This is a genomic window from Candidatus Symbiopectobacterium sp. 'North America', assembly GCF_015762685.1.
GTDB lineage: Bacteria > Pseudomonadota > Gammaproteobacteria > Enterobacterales > Enterobacteriaceae > Symbiopectobacterium.
On record NZ_PEHF01000081.1, the window covers coordinates 41670 to 60137 of the forward strand.

15 protein-coding genes, 1 tRNA gene and 5 pseudogenes are annotated in these 18468 nt (G+C 52.8%); 10 read left to right on the forward strand and 11 right to left on the reverse strand.

Features of this window, described 5'->3' with window-relative positions:
* Positions 1–10: 10 nt before the first annotated feature.
* The 4 genes and pseudogenes from kdpA to CS369_RS16610 form a co-directional block, all read right to left on the reverse strand.
* A complete protein-coding gene (kdpA, locus tag CS369_RS16595) occupies positions 11–1696 on the reverse strand; it encodes a potassium-transporting ATPase subunit KdpA (RefSeq protein WP_196907965.1) in 1686 nt (561 codons plus the stop codon).
* Entirely contained in the window at positions 1696–1785 is a 90-nt protein-coding gene (gene kdpF / locus CS369_RS16600; protein WP_196907966.1) for a K(+)-transporting ATPase subunit F, read from the reverse strand. The genes kdpA and kdpF overlap by 1 nt, the downstream gene beginning before the upstream one ends.
* A gap of 167 nt (positions 1786–1952) precedes the next feature.
* Positions 1953–2240: pseudogene (locus CS369_RS16605) on the reverse strand (YciI family protein); the annotation flags it as partial.
* Positions 2241–2353: 113 nt separating this feature from the next.
* On the reverse strand, positions 2354–2557 hold the full coding sequence (locus CS369_RS16610) for a helix-turn-helix transcriptional regulator (protein ID WP_196907968.1): 204 nt from the start codon (positions 2555–2557) through the stop codon (positions 2354–2356).
* 106 nt (positions 2558–2663) lie between these two features.
* Here CS369_RS16610 and CS369_RS16615 point away from each other — a divergent pair, with 106 nt between their 5' ends.
* A complete protein-coding gene (locus CS369_RS16615; RefSeq protein WP_196908008.1) occupies positions 2664–2936 on the forward strand; it encodes a helix-turn-helix domain-containing protein in 273 nt (90 codons plus the stop codon).
* Positions 2937–2975: 39 nt separating this feature from the next.
* Positions 2976–3890, forward strand: a complete 915-nt coding sequence (locus CS369_RS16620; RefSeq protein WP_196907969.1) for a hypothetical protein — start codon at positions 2976–2978, stop codon at positions 3888–3890.
* 39 nt (positions 3891–3929) lie between these two features.
* Here the strand turns inward: CS369_RS16620 and CS369_RS16625 are convergent.
* From CS369_RS16625 to ascF, 7 genes and pseudogenes are all read right to left on the reverse strand, one after another.
* A tRNA-Gly gene (locus tag CS369_RS16625) sits at positions 3930–4005 on the reverse strand.
* Between the two features lie 171 nt (positions 4006–4176).
* A complete protein-coding gene (locus CS369_RS16630; RefSeq protein WP_196907970.1) occupies positions 4177–5094 on the reverse strand; it encodes a D-2-hydroxyacid dehydrogenase in 918 nt (305 codons plus the stop codon).
* A 111-nt stretch (positions 5095–5205) separates the two neighbouring features.
* Positions 5206–5505 carry a metalloregulator ArsR/SmtB family transcription factor gene (locus CS369_RS16635; protein ID WP_196908009.1) on the reverse strand — a complete coding sequence of 100 codons (300 nt, stop codon included), beginning with the start codon at positions 5503–5505 and terminating at the stop codon, positions 5206–5208.
* Between the two features lie 11 nt (positions 5506–5516).
* Positions 5517–6504: pseudogene (locus tag CS369_RS16640) on the reverse strand (cation diffusion facilitator family transporter).
* Positions 6505–6644: 140 nt separating this feature from the next.
* Positions 6645–7592, reverse strand: a pseudogene (locus tag CS369_RS23940) (VirK/YbjX family protein).
* 205 nt (positions 7593–7797) lie between these two features.
* Positions 7798–9227, reverse strand: a pseudogene (locus tag CS369_RS16655) (6-phospho-beta-glucosidase).
* 29 nt (positions 9228–9256) lie between these two features.
* Positions 9257–10708, reverse strand: a complete 1452-nt coding sequence (gene ascF, locus CS369_RS16660) for a PTS cellobiose/arbutin/salicin transporter subunit IIBC (protein ID WP_196907973.1) — start codon at positions 10706–10708, stop codon at positions 9257–9259.
* A 226-nt stretch (positions 10709–10934) separates the two neighbouring features.
* Between ascF and CS369_RS16665 the strand changes: the two genes are divergently transcribed.
* The 8 genes and pseudogenes from CS369_RS16665 (at position 10935) to CS369_RS16700 (ending at position 18467) form a co-directional block, all read left to right on the forward strand.
* A complete protein-coding gene (locus CS369_RS16665) occupies positions 10935–11951 on the forward strand; it encodes a LacI family DNA-binding transcriptional regulator (protein ID WP_196907974.1) in 1017 nt (338 codons plus the stop codon).
* A gap of 72 nt (positions 11952–12023) precedes the next feature.
* Positions 12024–13883 (forward strand): hypothetical protein, encoded by a 1860-nt coding sequence (locus CS369_RS16670; RefSeq protein WP_196907975.1) that lies wholly within the window; start codon positions 12024–12026, stop codon positions 13881–13883.
* A gap of 21 nt (positions 13884–13904) precedes the next feature.
* Positions 13905–14375, forward strand: a complete 471-nt coding sequence (locus tag CS369_RS16675) for an ankyrin repeat domain-containing protein (protein ID WP_196907976.1) — start codon at positions 13905–13907, stop codon at positions 14373–14375.
* A gap of 25 nt (positions 14376–14400) precedes the next feature.
* Entirely contained in the window at positions 14401–14904 is a 504-nt protein-coding gene (locus tag CS369_RS16680; protein WP_280514815.1) for an ankyrin repeat domain-containing protein, read from the forward strand.
* Positions 14905–14922: 18 nt separating this feature from the next.
* Positions 14923–15366 (forward strand): annotated as a pseudogene (locus CS369_RS16685) (ankyrin repeat domain-containing protein); the annotation flags it as partial.
* Positions 15367–16077: 711 nt separating this feature from the next.
* Complete coding sequence (locus tag CS369_RS16690) at positions 16078–16332, forward strand: hypothetical protein (protein ID WP_196907978.1); 255 nt, start codon at positions 16078–16080, stop codon at positions 16330–16332.
* A 39-nt stretch (positions 16333–16371) separates the two neighbouring features.
* Entirely contained in the window at positions 16372–17559 is a 1188-nt protein-coding gene (locus tag CS369_RS16695) for a hypothetical protein (protein ID WP_196907979.1), read from the forward strand.
* Complete coding sequence (locus CS369_RS16700; protein ID WP_210769501.1) at positions 17556–18467, forward strand: hypothetical protein; 912 nt, start codon at positions 17556–17558, stop codon at positions 18465–18467. The genes CS369_RS16695 and CS369_RS16700 overlap by 4 nt, the downstream gene beginning before the upstream one ends.
* Position 18468 lies beyond the last annotated feature (1 nt).

Consider the following 18468-nt stretch of genomic DNA (forward strand, 5'->3'; position numbering starts at 1 on the left):
TCTCCGGCGATTAGCGCGCCAGCAACTGCAAATGTTCGATAACAGGCCCCAGCGCCAGCGCAGGGATAAACGTCAGTGCACCAATCAGCAACACGGTGCCGATAATCAGCGCGACAAACAGTGCGCCGTGCGTCGGCAACCTGCCGGGGCTGGCAGGCTGGATCTTGCGCGTCGCCAGTGAACCGGCAATGGCCAACAGCGGGATAAAGGGCGCAAAGCGTCCAATCAACATCGCAACGCCTAGTAGCAGGTTCCAGAACGGCGTATTGGCAGAGAGCCCAGCAAACGCGCTGCCGTTGTTGTTGGCCGCAGAAGAGAGCGCATAGAGCACTTCGCTAAAACCGTGCGGTCCCGGGTTGAAAATTCCGGCGCACCCAGCATCGGTCATCATCGCCAGCGCCGTACCCAACAGCACCAGTGACGGGGTGATCAGGATATAAATCGCCGCCATCTTCATTTCCGGTACACCGATTTTCTCTCCCAGATATTCCGGCGTGCGGCCAATCATCAACCCGGCAATAAACACCGCCAGCAGCACGTTCATCAACATGCCGTACAGCCCCGAGCCAACACCGCCAAACACTACTTCGCCCAGTTGCATCAACCACAGCGGAATCATTCCCCCCAGCGCGGTAAAGGTGTCATGCATAGCGTTGACCGCTCCGCACGATGCCGCCGTGGTGATCACGGCAAACAGGCTGGAATTGAGAATACCGAAGCGGCTCTCCTTCCCTTCCCAGTTCATCGCGCTGTCCGCGCCAAGCAGCGTCAAATTCAGGTTACCTTTCACTTCCGCCATCATGACCAACACCGCCGCCACCACAAACATCAACGTCATGGCCCACAACAGGGTTCGTCCCTGCGCCCGGTTGCGCACCGTTTCGCCAAAGGTGAAACACAGCGCGGCTGGAATCAGGAAAATCGCCAGCATCTGCACAAAATTGGTTAACGCGGTGGGGTTTTCGAACGGGTGAGCTGAATTGGCATTGAAAAAGCCGCCACCGTTGGTGCCGAGCATTTTGATCGCTTCCTGAGACGCCACTGGCCCCATTGGTAGCGTCTGCTGTGCGCCTTCAAGCGTGGTGAGCGTCAGGTAGGGGTTAACATTCTGAATCACCCCCTGACTGACCAGAAACAGCGCCATCAGCAGCGACAGCGGCAACAGCACAAATAGCGTGATGCGCGTCAGATCGCGCCAGGCATTGCCGAGTGCGTCGGTACTCTGACGGGAAAAGCCACGCATCAACGCAAACAGTACCGCAATCCCGGTAGCTGTCGATAAGAAATTCTGTACCGCAAGCCCCACCATCTGGCTGAAATAGCTCAGGGTGGATTCCCCGGCGTAGGATTGCCAGTTGGTGTTACTGACAAAACTGATGGCGGTGTTCAGCGCCAAATGCCAGGACAAACCGGGCAACTGCTGCGGGTTATAGGGCAAGCTCCCCTGCACCATCAACACTACCATCAGAAAGCACAACCCAAGGGCGTTAAACAGCAAAATGGCGCACAGATACTGACGCCAGTTCATCTCGCTGTCTGACACGCCGCACACACGCCAAATCCCCTGTTCGAACGCCGCCACGCCGGGTAAAGCGCGATCGAGTACTATCCCCGTCATCAACCGCCCCAACGGTTGGGTCAGCACCAATAATACGGCCAGAAAACTGGCCAAAAGTAAAAACGCATTGGCCGCCATCAGAATTCCTCCGCCCGAAACAGGGCGTAAAACAGATAGCCCAGTAACAGAAATACCAGCACGATGCCTGTCATCAGTCCCACATTCACGGTTTATCTCCCCGCGTTTATTGAATGTGGCTCGAGTGTAAGAATCAGGGCGTAAAAATGTCGTTAATATCGCAGGCAGGGGTGTAAAAAAGGTATAAAAATGCCGAGGGCACAACCAGCTCAATCAGCATCGATGAGCTGGCCGTGTTAACATGAAGGGATAACTGCAGGCCTTGCAGCGCAGGCGCCGTCATACTGGCATCAAACGGAATGATGTCTGCATGGGCCAGCCCCAGTTTCTGAAACGGATCCTGATTAAGGCGCACCTGCAACTGTTCGAGGCTGTCGCTTTTCGCCAAAATGACGCCGCCAGTGCGCGGAATGCGTCGGCCTGATGCGAGAAAAACACCGTCGGCATAGCCCTGTTTTAACCATTCAACATGAGCAGGAATCTGTTCATCAATCGCCTCAAGCGGCCGCACATACGTCAGCACCACCACATAAACCACACTCATTGTAAATTCCATGTATTACGTAAGGGATAGTGCAAGGCTACTCCTCGACAGGGGAGGCATGAAGCGCTTTTTTGTTAGAGAATCCAAGGCATATGCCATTTTCTAAACGTGGACTAATAGCGCGAAGGCCAAATCTCTTCAGGACGTTTATTCAACGCGTTAGCAATCAGCCGTTCGCCTTTGGGCCAGCGTCGCACCAACGCGTTTGACAGTGTTGATGACGCCAATCCCGCTTCTCGGGAAAGCGCAGACAGCGTTGTGCCACGTTTTTTCAAACCCGCTACGATATCTGCCGGGTGCCAGTCCTTACCGTCCATTACCATCCCCCGATGTTATTATGTGCAAATGTTCAGCATATCTAAACAACGGCGATGTTAAGTAATGCTAAACACTAAGTCAATATCGATTATCGATGGTGCCATGATGCTACCTGCTCGCCTTAAATCTGCCCGCCTGCATGCCAAGTTGACTCAGGAAAAACTGGGAGTGCTCGCGGGCATTGAAGAAGCGACCGCGCGTTCGCGTGTCTCACAGTATGAAAGCGGCACCTATCGCCCCACATTCGAGATTATGTGCGCCTTTGCCCGTGTACTCGGCGTACCGGAAAGCTATTTTTATACCGTCGATGACGACTTCGCAGAACGCATTTTGCTGTTGTATGAAAGTGACCGCATACAGCAAAAAAAGAATGCATAGGCAGCGTAAAAAACGCGCTAAACAGAGGAAGGAACCACAGTGCAATTAACTGACAGGGATGCGTTTTCTGATTTTTTTGCTGCTGAGGATGATGAAAGGGCCTGCGCCAGACGTCATGCATTTTTCAAATACCATGAAGGGACCGAGCAAACGGCGTCCTCACGAGATGACTATCCGTCAACCTTTATGAGCGTCTACGGCATCCATATCGACTGGCGGGAGGGGATTTTCAGCCTGTTGGAGGGAATCTCGCACTATCTGGGAGACGCGGTTTTTTCTACTGAATTTGACTACGACAGCGACGTTGAAACCGCTACGGTCAACGTTGCTGGCGTTCAGCATGTTTTTCATCATCATTCGCTGGGATCAGATGAGTATGATTCGGAGCAGGCGCGCATTGAACGCCTGCTACTGGCTGGAGGATATGCTTTGCGCGTGCACACCGAAAGCCTGGTGAGCGACACACTGTCTTTTTTACTGATGCCCGTCAGCGCGTGGCAATACGTCGAACAGCAGTTCGGTACTGAATCAGTATCAAAATACTTCGTCCCGTATGCCAGCCAGTGCTCTGCGCCAGACAGTGAGATCCCCGCCGCAAACAGTACGTCAACGACAATCCCCAGCGCTTCACCACGCACCATAACGTTCGAAATACGCCTCGCCCTCATCGGTTTCTGGTGTGGGTTTCCGGTACTCGTCGGTTTTCTTCTCTATGTCCTGTGGGGTGTGCTAACCAGAACGGAACCGTTGCCCCCACCCCAGCCTAAAGGCTGTGAAAACGTGGAAAAGATACACGCACACTTGCGCCCAGAAGTGGCAGGACCGCTCAAAGCACAAATGCGTAAAAGTTTAGGGTGCGAAGAAGTGGAGAGAGCAGCGTGGATAATGACATCATGCCAGTGGATGGCTGATGTCAGGATCTCGGGCAAAAAAACCTTTCGGTCTATTTTTTAATGCGTTGCGGAATCATTGAGCATTCAACACATCACATTTTGGAGCGGGAAACGAGACTCGAACTCGCGACCCCGACCTTGGCAAGGTCGTGCTCTACCAACTGAGCTATTCCCGCTTAGGAAGTGTAATTCAGCTAACGATAACTTATTGAATATAATAAATTTATTCAACGCTTCGTGTTAGCGGTGAGCATTATGTACCAATCATTTCAGGCTGGCAAGCCCTTTTCAGTGAAAATGCGCGCAAGTGGTCATTCCCTGCTCGCTGGTGCTAAATACCTGCGAACTCAGTACTCGCGTGAAAAATCAACTTCGCCGCGCAGCGCCGCACCCTGAGAGTAACGTTGCAAGTTGTCCAAGAACAGGTCCGCCATCAGCGTTGGCACCATCGGACCGGCAATATGCGGCGTCAAGGTTAACCGGGGCGTTAGCCAGAAAGGGTGTTCTGGCGGCAGCGGCTCCTGACGAAAAACATCCAGCACCGCTCTTGCCAGTTTTCTTGCACGCAACGCCGCCACCAGATCGTCATCCACCACGGACGTGCCGCGCCCCACGTTGATAAATACCGTGGAGGGTTTCATGCATGCGAACAAATCTGCGTTGTACAGATTCGGCGTATCCGGCAACAAGTTCACCATATAATCGGCCTGCGCCACATCGTGCGCCAGCGCGTCAATCCCCGACACACGCGCAAAACCGGACAATGCCGGCGGTGTATTAACAATCCCGTATAGCGTTACGCCAAATGACCGCAACATGGCGGCCACTTCAGCGCCAATATCACCCGCGCCAACGATCAATAAGGTTTTGCCCGTCAACAGCCCGGACAGGTGGCGATCCCACTCCTGACGTTGCTGCTGTTCCTGCAATGCGAACAAACGCTGCTCGTGCGCCAACAAATGTGCCAGGATGTATTGTGCAATCGGCTGACCAAACACCCCTACGGCGCGACTCAAACGGTAATTTTGCGGGAGACCCGCTGCAAGCAGCGGCTTGAAGCCAGCCCAGGTAGATTGCAGCAATGCCGGGCGATGCCCAGCGGTTAGCAGCGATACCGCCCGGTCCGGCTCACCAAGCCAAATGTCACAGCGCGCGACGGCGTCTTCTCCGTCATCAGGAAGGCAATAGTCCAACCCCGATGCTTTCGTGCTTAACAGCGCACGCAGTTCCTCCGCCCGAGATTCCAATAAAAGAATCGCCCCCATTTCTCCCCCTCGCGTTATCAACGGTAGCCGTAAAAAAACCACAACTACCCTACTCGTAGCGAGAAGCCTGTGGCAACCCTTTCAGCATGCAGGCCCGTTTTCTGACAGACGTCACTCTTCTTCTTGTGATTCGCGAATGTGGTTCACCATGTCCAGCAACATGGTGGTGACATGATGATCCGCCACGGTATAAAAAATCTGGCGTGACCGACGCTCCCGCTTCACCAAGCGCGCGCCGCGTAGCAAGCGTAAATGGTGACTCACCAGTGACGGTGAAAACGCCAGGTTTTGCGCAATGTCACCGACAGCATGTGGCCCCGTCAGGCAGAAATGCAAAATGCGCAAACGGGTAGGATCGCCCATCAGACGAAACGTTTCTGACAGGATGGTAGTTTCATGCAGAGAAAGCATGGCATGACGACTCAATGTGCGTGCCCTCGCGTAACAGATATGTCCGTATCATGATGATGAGAATGATCGTCATGATGTTGATGTATTTCCTTAAAGGGTGACATGCTGCACCTACAGGCCGCCTCATCTTCATCACCCCAGTCAATGGCAACCGTTGCGTGTTCTACGTGAAAACGGTCATAAAGCTCGCGCTCTACCTGCCGAACCATCTGACGCACGTCCGCCCCCTCTTTGGCGCGTACATGCAATGTGGCCAGGGTGCGCCCCGACGTGATCATCCACACGTGCAGATTGTGGATATCTGCCACTCCCGTTACGCTCTCTTTAAGGTAGCGTTCAATCTCTTGCGGCATGGCATTGGCGGGTGCCCCTTCCAAGAGTATGTGCAGCGATTTTTTCAATAACGCCAATGCGCTGCGCAAGATCAGCACCGACACCACCAACGACAGGATAGGGTCGATGGGGGTCCAGCCGGTAAAATAGACCACAATGGCCGCCGCGATAGCACCGATGGAACCCAGTAGATCGCCCATCACATGCAGTGCAGCACCTTTGATATTGACATGCTCGCTGTCGCCGCGCGTCAATATCCAGAACACCGCAATATTCACCAGCAGCCCGATCGCCGCTACGACCAGCATCAGCCCCGCTAGCACCTCATGCGGCTGGCGAAAACGCAGCCACTCTTCGTAGGCTATACAGATGACGATAGCAAACAGCGTCAGCGCATTGATAAACCCGGCAATGACTTCGAAACGCAAATAGCCAAAGGTACGCTTGGTGTCTGCATTACGACGACCAAAGCGAAAGGCGGCATAGGACAACGCCAGTGCCGCGGCATCCGTCAGCAACGCCAACGAACCGGAAAGCACACCGCCCACGACTTCTACCAACATAAAAGGTAAAAGTAATCAAAAAAGCGATCAGGACCTTACGTTCATTTGACCGCGTTACCGTCGGCGCATGGTCGTGAGCATGATCGTGGTGATAATGGGGCATTGTACCTCTCCTGCCTTAAGATGATTTAATATATGAATAGTTATTAATATATTAAAACTCAAGCAATGCAAACAGTTTACCGGCCGCAACGATCGCCGTGCTCAACCACGTTATTTTCATGTCAGACAGGCATCAAGATCTCATTTCAAGGCATGCATCTGATGATGGATCTCCGCCAGCACGCCGTTGGCGCGCTGATACTCTGCCCGTTTTTTACTGGCAACGTCGTCGAGACTTTTGCGTGCGATACGCAGCGGCAACAGACACACGCCATCGGGTCGCAATTGCCCCCCCACGGAGAGCCAAAAGCTCTCATAATCGGCATGAAAACTGGTTTTCTTTTTACGCCAGTAGCGCCAGTTCTGATAAAGATTGGTATGATTTCCCACCGCTATCATGCACTCAATCCCTAACAGCTCGCCCAGCACGCAGGCCGTTTCGAGTACCAGCCGTTTAGGGAACAACCCATGGCAATCACGCGTTACCTGCGAAATGCGCGCCTTCTGCTGTTGCAAGTGCCGCGTCAGCCCTTGTAATCCGCCGATAAATAACGCTCTCTGTCCGTCGAACTGCACCACGGTCATGGTCATACGCGCCAGCGGCATCCCCTCAGTACACAACTGAAGCGTTATCTATCCCTCTTTATCCAGTGATGAGTGGGAACCCAATAGCAACGCGTAAGCAGCACCGCTTTTACCCTGAAAATTGACGATCGGTACACCGCCAGGTGTCAGCATCAGGCGACGTAACCTTGGATTGGCACAGGCCACGGCATCATAGTGATAACAAAGCGCGGCCAAGGCGTTGCGGGCAGAAAAACGGCTAGAGAGGTATGGCCGTTGAAGTTTATCGGGCAGCGCCATTTGGGCATACAGCATCTGCGCCCGCTGCGGGTGACTGGCAATGTAGTGGAGCCAGTTCAGCGTCAAAACAGGGTGAAGGAGCGAGCGCACCAGAAATTTAAGACGGTAGGCGGGCTTTAACCAAACGCTCTTCTCATCAGGGTGAATATCCCCGCGCAGCAAATGGCTCAATAACTGCCAGAGGCTCATCGGGGATAATATTTCATCAAAGGTTACAAGTGCCATAAGAGATAATATAGTGTTGATTCTGAAACAGACCCCTATCTCTATCAGCCGTTGACTAAACTGTTATACAATCATCTTTTAGGAAGCAACCAAACCCCAGACTTGTTTATTATTGGTTTATTAAAAAGCCAATCCCGAAACGGTTAACGTCGAGATCGGCCTTTTTACAGAATCTGATGTGATACACCAATGATAGCGTTTCTCGTTAATCCAGATCATGATCGTTGCTGGCGATCACTTTCTGGTACCAGGCAAAGGATTTTTTCTTGCATCGTTCCAGCGTGCCGTTGCCAAGATCGTCGCGATCGACATACACAAAACCGTAGAGTTTGCTCATTTCCCCGGTCGACGCGGCGACCAGATCGATGCAGCCCCAGGTGGTGTAGCTAATGACCGGGATACCGTCATCGATCGCATCGCCCATGGCGCGGATGTGCTCACGCAAATAGCTGATGCGGTAATCGTCTTCGATCTCGCCATTGGCATTGATCTCATCGCGTGCCCCCAGACCGTTTTCCACCAGAAACAGCGGCTTCTGGTAACGGTCGTACATCATGTTCATGGTGATACGCAAGCCGAGTGGATCGATGGCCCAGCCCCATTCACTGCGGGTAATATGTGGGTTGGTAAGAGATTTAGCGATATTGGCTGCACTGCTGTTGTGCTCATTCATCTCCGCCGAGGCACAGCGTGAGGCGTAGTAACTAAAAGAGACAAAATCGACGGTGTTTTTCAGTATTTCAGCATCACCGTCCTGCATCTCGATATGGACACCTTTCTCACGGAACACTCGCGCGGAATAGGACGGGTAAGCGCCGCGCGCCTGTACATCGATAAAGAACAGGTTTTCCCGATCTTTTTCCAGTGCCGCCCACACATCTTCTGGCTTACAGGACCACGGATAAAAGTTTCCTCCCGCCAGCATGCAGCCCACCTGATTTTCAGGATTGACCTCGTGCGCGATCCGGGTCGCCAGCGCACTGGCGATTAGCTCATGGTGCGTAGCCTGATACTTCACCTGATCCTGATTTTCACCCGGTTCGAACACCAGGCCAGCACCAGAGAACGAGCTATGCAGCAGGATATTGATCTCGTTGAACGTCAGCCAGTATTTCACCAGTCCGTCGAACGCTTAAAAGCAGGTGCGCGCATAGCGGGTGAAAAACTCCACCATCTTGCGGTTGCGCCATGAGCCATACTCGGTGACCAGATGCATCGGTACATCGAAATGGCACAGCGTCACCAGCGGTTCGATACCGTATTTGTGGCATTCACTGAACACCGCATGATAAAAGGCGATACCTTCCGGATTCGGCGTCAGTTTATCACCCTTCGGGTAGAGACGGCTCCAGGCGATAGAGGTGCGGAACACGCTAAACCCCATCTCTGCCATCAACGCGATGTCTTCCTTGTAGCGATGATAGAAATCGATCGCCTGATGGCTGGGATAGAACTCGTCGTCACGCAGCGTAAAACGCTTTTCCTGCCCCAGCTTTACCGGCAAACGGGCGGGACCGTGCGGGATCATATCCACGGTGGTCAGCCCTTTGGCACCTTCCCGATAAGCGCCTTCTGACTGGTTTGCCGCCAGGGCGCCCCCCATAAAAATCCGTCTGGAAATGTCGCTGCTGACATGAATCACCTTCTTTTTGTACCAATATCAATTAACTAACGCTGGTGACCTGCACGGGTTCACTCGTCTTGGCTTTGGTTGGTTGCGATTCATCTTCGGTTTCAGGAATATCCTCAAAGCCCAGAATAAGTGTCAATACAAACGACAACACCACCGCCAGAATCATCACGGCCACCACCCACACAATGCTCATCGGGTTGGCCGGATCGAAAAACTGCACGCTGGTAAACAGCCCCGGCGACGCGATGGAGTGGCTGGCAAGGCCGCCAATTCCGGCTACTGCTCCGCAAATAAAACCGCTGATCAGGCTGGCAATTAGCGGACGTTTCAATCGCACCGCCACGCCGTACAACGCCGGTTCAGAGATCCCAGCCACAATGCCGGATGCCGCTGCTGCCAACGCCGTCTGACGCAACTCGCGGTTTTTGGTATGGAACGCCACCGCCAGCGAGGAGCCGCCGAGCGACAGGTTGGCACCGATTTCTGAAAGCATCACCATGCCCTCTTTACCGGTTTCGGCAATGGTTTGAATAATGGTCGGGGTAAATACGCGGTGCATACCGGTCATTACCAACAGCGGCCACAGCGCCCCCATGATCGCCACCGATAACCAGCCCAGATAGCCATGGATGTTGTAAACGATCGAAGAGATGCCGCTACCGATCCAGATGCCCAACGGGCCGATAATCACAATGGCGATCGGCGCAGAGACCAGCACGATCAGCATCGGTTTCAGGAAGTTTTTCGTCACTGCCGGCGTAATGCGATCGATGCCCTTTTCGATGTACGACAGGATCCAGGTCATGCACAGCGCCGGGATAACCGTGTAGGTATATTTCACCGCCGTGACGGGGATAAACGCCAGCTCGACCACCTGCCCTTGCGCCGCTTTCGCCATCAGATCGATAAAGTTGGGATGCACCAGCACGCCCGCAATAGCGATAGCCAGCGACATGTTGGTTTTGAATTTAAGTGCCGCCGAGGCCGCCACCATGATAGGCAGAAAGAAGAACGCACCGTCACCGATCACATTCAGGATCACCAGCGTTGAGGAGCCTTTCTCGAACACGCCGAACATGTCGAGGATCATCGCCAGCAGTTTCACCATTGAGCCGCCGATAATCGCCGGGATCAGCGGCGACATGGTGTCAATCAGCGCGTCGAGAATGCCTGCACCAATGCTTTTTAAGGTGATTTTTCGTTTGGCATCGGGCAGCGTGCCCGCAGCCCCCGCCGGGCCGAGCTTCAACACTTCCTGATAGGCTTTCGCCACGTTGTTGCCAATGATTACCTGACACTGCGTTTCCGTGTTTACCACGCCCATCACGCCGCTGATGGCTTTGAGTGTCGGGTTGTCTACCTGCGTTTTATCTTTTACAACGAAGCGCAAACGCGTCATGCAGTGCGTCACCGCTTCAATGTTTTCCAGTCCCCCCAGCGCATCCACAATAGCGCGAGAGACAGTTTCATAATTCTTGGACATAAGTGGGTTATCTCTTGGTGTCGGTGCGGAAAAAATCGCCATAGGGAACCGGTTCCACAAAATCATGAAACGTTTCACAGCGCCAAACAAGAGAGGAAAACCATTAATTTTCCTTTTCGTGATAACGATCATCTATCGTTAACATGATCGATTCAACGAAGCTACTGAAAAGCAAAGGCAAAACGGTTAGACTGTCGCAAGATGACTATTTAGCGGGTAACCGTACATGACAACCATTCTTGAGGTGGCAAAGAAGGCCGGGGTCGCCAAATCGACGGTATCGCGCGTGTTGTCAGGTAACGGTTACGTCAGTCAGGAAACAAAAGATCGTGTATTCAAAGCGATAGAAGAGAGCGGCTATCGCCCCAATCTGTTGGCGCGTAACCTCGCCGCGCAAAAATCACAAACCATTGGGCTGGTGATCACCAATACCCTGTATCACGGCACTTACTTCAGCGAGCTGCTGTTTCAAGCGGCAAAAATGACCGAGGCGCACGGCCGCCAGTTGCTGCTGGTGGATGGCAAACACAGCGCTGAAGAAGAGCGCGCCGCGATTCAATTCCTGATCGATTTACGCTGCGATGCCATCATCATCTATCCGCGTTTTCTTACCATTGATAAAATGGATCAGATAATTAGCCAGCATAAACAGCCCATCATGGTGCTGAACCGCCGGTTACGGGTGAATGACAGTTACTGCATCTACTCCGATCAGCATGAATCCAGCCGCAATGCCGTCAACCACCTGATCGAGCAAGGGCATCGTGAAATTGCCTTTATCACCGGTGCACTGGACTCGCCCACCGGCATGGAACGCCTCGCAGGCTACAAAGCCGCACTGGAACAGCACGCGATTCCCGTGGATGAACGCCGTATCGTTCTCGGTAAGTGGGCACTCACCAATGGTGTTGAGGTCGTCAACACCCTGCTCGACAATCAGGTCAGCTTCTTAGCGTTAGTCGCCAGCAATGACGACATGGCTATCGGTGCGCTCAAACAACTCTATACGCGTGGCGTTGGTGTGCCCGAGCAGGTGTCGGTAATTGGTTTTGATGACTTGCCCACGGCGGCGTTTACCATCCCTTCGCTCTCCAGCGTGAAAATGCCGTTGGGTGAGATGATTCAAGAGATCATCAACAGACTGCTGTCCATGCTGGATGGTGGCACGTTGAGCCAACGCAAGGCCTATCCAGCATCATTGATCCTGCGCGATTCGGTGACGACGGGGCCGTTTTATCGCTAGTTTTTTCACCGATGCGGTGTCAACGATGTCGTTATATCATGCGGTTACGTAAGGATACGCGAAATCAAATCGATGTTTTTCAGCCGCCCCAAGACCCTCAGCGACCTGATCAAATCAGGTAGCCTCAGAAAGATCCAGCAGCGCATCGATGCTGCTAACTGCAATCAACCTGATGAGCACGGCTTCGCGCCGCTGCACTATGCCGTCACCTACCGTGAAGCAAAGATTGCACGCTACCTGCTGTCGCAGGAGAGCGAGCCGGTGATCGGTGAACAGGGCAGACATCTCCCCGCGATAAACGAGGTCGTCAATTCCCTTTGTTTGCCGCTGATTGAAGCGTTTCTCGATTCCGGTATCTTCCTGCCGGAATATATCGATGGCTTACCGCTGCTGCACCATTTGGTGCGACGTAAAGATCTGAAAGAGAAACACGTTGCGTTCTTTCTGCAACAGGGCTTGGATCTGAACACGATCGATACCCGGGCCAGCGGTAAAACACTGTTGGCCTACTACCTGAGCCAGGAAGAAATCACCATTGATACCCTGCGTCTGCGTTGGCTTATCCGCTTGGGCGCTGACGTCAACCGGGCAGAACAGCCTTGGGCAACACCGCTCTATTCAGCGCTGACCAACGGTACGCTGTACAACACCCAAGACAAACTCAGTATTACGACCTTCACCAGCGTGCTGGATGAGTTGGAAAAAGGCGGGCTGCAACACGATCTGGATTTGGACAGTTGCCATTATGCCGGTATCGGGCTGGAAGCGCTCCGACGCGGGAACTTCGCCGGTTTTATCCGGCTGCTGCAAGCCGGGATCAGTATTCCTACTGATGAGAAAGGGGAAATCATCGATTATCTCACCAGCAAAAACTTTCGGCCAAAGCAGGTAAAACTGATTTTCGAGTTGAACCAGAGCCAAGGGCATGAGCTTCCCCACAGTATCCTGATCCATGATTCGCGAACCATCCGGCAGATCATTGACGAATTGCCGCATGATGCGCCCGATATCAACACCATGTTTATCGATATCGTCACCGCAACCGGTCTTCGGCGAGATGAAAAGCTATCCCTGTTGGGCACCCTGCTGGACAAAGGCGCCGATATCAACACATCGGGCGAATGGTCCCATTTTCAAATCAGCGCGCTGCACATCGTCGCTGGTTGGCCAGACAACGTGGAACACGGTCAGGCTCTGCTGACCTGGCTGCTGGAGCGCGGTGCAGCCATTGAATGTCACGGCCTGTCAGCGTTTTATCTGGCGGTGTGGTTCGGCCACATGGAGACCGCCAATTTGCTGGCAACGCGCGCTGCCAATCTCACCTGGATCGATTGTAAACAGGGTACGGTGTTCTCTTACCTTTTTACCCAGAGCCCCAACGGAGAACGGATGAGCCTGAGCAAGGTATCCGCCGTGTTGCGCCGTTTGCAGGGTATCTACCGCAGCAAAGGGCTGTCATTACCCCTCGCAGAGCCGTTTAATTATAACTCGCATGACTACGCGCCACTGAGCACCGCCCACACGCTTGCGGCATGCATCGCGCTGTTCGATGCAGAGTATTTTATTCCATTGGCGCGCGCCTTGTTAGATATCGGTTGGTCGCTGAATGCCGAGATCAAAGACGAACATTTCAACGGCAATATGATCGCCTATCACTTGAACTATGCCAAAGCCGGAGAGGATATCAGCCCGCTGCTCGATAGCCTGCCAGACCCCCTCGATCTCACCAGTGAGATCTCAGGCGATCCACTACTGTGCGCCATCGGTTCCCGCGTGGCGCTGGAAACCGTCAAACGCCTGATCGTCGGCAACGATCCGAATCGCATTATCGGCAGGAAGATCAAGAACAATAGCATCGTTTATGCTGAACAACCGCTGCTGATCTACTCGATGGATCATGTGAGTGGCAACAGTGATAAGATTACACCGTAATACGCGTATGCCGTGTGCAACATGCTGCTGACGGCGGGTGCCGATCCCAACTGTACCGCGACGCGCCGCTTCAAGCCTGAGTTCGATCATCGCAACGGGGTGACGCGGTTAGAAAACAGCGCGCTTGAATGGGCCATCATGCAGGAATACTTCGATATCTTTACCCTGCTGCTGGATCACGGTGCCGATCCAGCTCGCCGCACCTGTATCAAGCAGGAGCAGTTTGTCCATTTTGCCTGCACCCGTCTGAGCGGCAGACCGGAATCGACCGTGACCCCGTACCTTGATGAGCTGGAACGACGTGGGCTGCTGGACCTTGAAACGAGGAGCGGCACCGAGGCGACGCCGCTGCTGATGGCGGTGTCCAAATGCCAAACACCGCTGGTGCGTTATTTCCTCGATCGTGGCGCAAACCCTAACGCCGTCGGCGGGTTCGATAATTCCGCCGCCTTGCACCGCGCACTGAGTAATTGGGGGTGGGTAGATAGATAAAGTCTCGTGCCGCGAAACCGTAGAGCTGCTGTTAGCGGCCGGAGCCGACTGCCAATGGGTCGATCCCGATGGCGACTATCCTTTGATGTGCGCCGCCGGGTACGGGAGCCTGGCCGGGCTAGAGGCACTGTTGGCGCACGGCGTTGACACCCGTCAGGCGAATGCGCAAGGGCGCACCGCTCTGCATGAGGCGATAGTGCGCGCCTACAGTTACGACACCTACCCCGATGACGAAGAGACGGAGGCAGAGCACAGCTTCGATCCGGAACTAAAAGGCGAGATCGTCAAACGTCTGCTCGATCATGGCGCGGATATCAATGCCGCCGATGAGAATGGCGATACGCCGTTGATCTTCGCGCTACGCGCCAACCGGGAATCCATTGTCCACCTGCTGCTGGAGCGCGGCACCGACGCGCAACAGCCTGATAAACTTGGTCGAACGCCGTTGATGCTGGCCGCACAATATTGCGCCGCACCTTATTTCGACCTGCTGTGGGCGCGCCAATCCACGTCAAAAATCCGCCACTAGTGCTCCAACAACGGCGACAACCTCCTGCACGCCATCTGCCTGCAGAGTCATAGCGATACGACGGAAGCCCAGTTCAGAACGGCGCTGCTACACGAAGAGGTTGCCTATCAGGTTAACGATCGGCGTATCACACCGCTGCACTATGCCTGCTATCTCGGGCATCAGGCCATCGTGACACTCTGCTGTGAGCAAGGGTTTGACGTCAATGCGCCAGATGACGGTGATAATACGCCACTGCATACCGCGTTATTTTTCGATGAAGACGAGGTTGAAGAGGATGAAGTCATCCAGATGGTCACCAGCCTGCTCACCGCGGGCGCTGACCCAAATAGAGCCAATGCCGCCGGGGAAACCCCGCAGATGATCGCTTCACGCCGCAATCTGACTGATTGCGTCTCACTGATGAGCATGATGACGGCAACCGCCCACGGGTTTAGTGCAGCTGGGCAGAGGTTATCGTGACGTCAACGGTTGGTAGATAATACCATAACGGCTATATCAGTGCTGATGAGCGCTGGTATCTGCCGGTGGACATTTTATTTAAATCACTATCGAAATATTATATATTTATAATTAAAGTTACATTTAAAATAACCAATATCCAAGCAAAAAACAAAACAACATATAAATAGAACCTAAAATAGAATCGACAAGGGTTGACGAAAATTAAATCAACTTTCAAAGTGGTGATTGCACGCTGCGGTGATATGCAATTTGTCATATCTACTTTAATCATGCCGTATGAAAAAAACGAGGTTTTATGCATGCAATCGCTGATGAAAAAGTAATAACGCCATCGATACAGTTACATGAAAATTTAATGGCGTTAAGCAAAAGTGTAAAAGGAATCATCCCAAGCATCTCGACCACACACGTCAATGATATATTACAGTTAACTATTTCCCCCATGGCACTTTCCTGGAATTGGTCGAAAGGATTCAACTACCAGCCACGATGATATAGTGAGTCGTCGTTCTCTATTGGAAAATAGTCAAATAGTATTTTCTGGCCTACAAAGTGAACCTCACGGATGAGGTTCATTAATCCCGATGAGCATATTCTATTAATTGATTTGAATAACAAGTCTGCAGGACACCAATTTAAGCATCGCTTGCAGTGGCTTTGTGTTTCACACACCAACACCTTAATACCTCAATTTCACGCTGGAATCCGTTGCCGATGATCTTAAATGCGTTCACCAACGATATAAAGCAAAAACCAGCAGCGGCACTATTAGCCATTATTATTACAGCTATTAGTTTGGTGACGACATTTCTTATCGTTATGCTCTATGTTACAGACCGTGATATTGAACGGTGGTTGCCGGAGCATCAGCGTTTATATCGCATTGAAAGTCAATTCAACCTCCCTAATGGCTATATCGTGCGCTCAGCGCAGGTTCCGTTTCCGCTAGTGGAGGCATTATAGAAACATCCCAATATCGAAGACGTCGGATACGCCTACCGGTTGTCGACTCACCTGCACCGTCAAGGCAGCGTTATTCCCCGCGTGGCAGTATTTGCCGTCACCCCAACGTTCATGGCACAACTGCATCCCTACCGTGAAGCGTTGCCTGCACCCGGCTCCCATGACATCTACATCACGGCCGATTTTAACCGCCACTATCTTGGATTAAATGACCCCCTTGGCAAAACAGTGGATTTGGGGGAAAGCGGCCAGTTCACCATCAAAGCTATCGTGGAACCTAACCCTGACAGCAGTCTAAAACTGCCCGCCACGATCGCCTTCACCCCCGAACGGATAGCAGGATACCCCGACAAACGCCTGGACTGGTATGACAGCCATGTCTACGCTTTCGCTCGCCTCAAACCCTCTCAGCCGCATTTTGATCCACAACTGCTGGCTAGTATCGTCGCCAATAATGCACCGCAGCTACCCGGAGCACCTTTTACACCCTTGTCGTTTCTGACGTTCAGCGCCAAAAATATCCTCAATATGCACTACGACGATGGCTATGCCGATGAATTCGTCAAGACGCGTGAAAAGTCATTGCTGCATACGCTGTACGCTGCGGCACTGTTTGTTCTATTCACCACCGTGGCCAATTTTTTCAATATCAACGGCATTCTCAATGCCGCCAAACGCCCCAGCCTGCATATCAAACGCAGTCTTGGCGCTTCAGGTGCACAGATCCTGGCAGAATCGCTGAGCGTGTTCTTGCCGCAGTTCCTGACAACGGTGTCTCTGGCGACCTTACTGCTCGGCACCCTCTTACCGCTGTCCGCGGACGTGAGCGAATTGCTCCTCCGCCAGCCAATGACACGCCTGCTGACGGTATTTTTGGGCGTCACCCTGTTCATTGGCTTGACGATGCTACTCTCACACCTGCTGAGTCTCTGTTTCTTCTTGTTTGGCAACGGCGCTTCACAGACCCCGCATCGCTATGAAAAGCTGAGTATGTATTACCTCAACCGCATAATGATGATGGTGCAACTGCTGGTAGCAGGTACCACCGTTTACCTGTGGGCGGGTGTGATGACGCAACATCTTACGGTGATGCATGCAGATGTGGGTTACCAAAAAGCGCACCGCCTGACGTTCACGCTTGATGAAGGGTTTTATACACTCAGTAGCGCGTACGCAAGTTACAACATCAACTTCAGGAAACCGCAGGCACATCAGCTTTCAGTTTGAGCAGTTGGCAACCGTTTGATATGTCGCGCCACATACTTAACGTGCAGCACGCGCAACAACAGGTACAAGACCAATTTACCGTCATCAATACCCTTTCTGCCGACAAATACTTTGTGGAGGCCTGGGGATTAAAAACAGTGGCAGGCCAAGAGAATACGCTGCGGGCCAGCACCGATGACGAGGTATGCCACGCAATCGTCACCCGTGCCTTTGTGGATGCCATGGGGCAGAAAACCGTCGATGGAGTGCTGAATACCCGCTACTACATTCCCTTTCCGGGAGGACAAAAAGCACTTCGGGTGTTACGGATAGTGGAAAACTTCGACCTTGGAGAGCACCTTCCTTCCACCCAGCCTTTAATCATCTTCATCAACGATCGCCTGGAAAAATTCGCGACAGTGGCCTATTCGAACGATCAACAGGAGGCCTCTGTTGTTGCACTGATTAAACGCTATGGCCCACCAAACTTATCTCTGCAAACGGTACAGGCGCTTCATAACCGTCATTTCCATAACGATTCACAGATGCTCAACATCATTACACTCACCGCGCTATTAGCGTTGATGTTGATGGTTATCAGCACCTTGGTGATCAGCCTATCAGAGGCTCAGCGGTTAGACAGCACACTGAAAATCATGGAAGCGGTGGGGGGTTTTCTTGTGACAGACGTAGTGTTTTTCCTGCAACAACATGTACTACCCATGTTGTTCTCTTTACTGGCGTCACTGGCCCTGGGATGTTTGCTGTTAAGGCGCTGGCTACAGCAGTATGACACCGTTGCCGGGGTGGTCTATGTCAATGCGTTTGCGGCACTGCTGTTGCTGGGGCTCATGGTGGTAGCCATTATGACACTGTCACTGGTGTTGCACGATGGCAGGATGACCCGCCCGTGGTTAAGGCGAGGGTAAG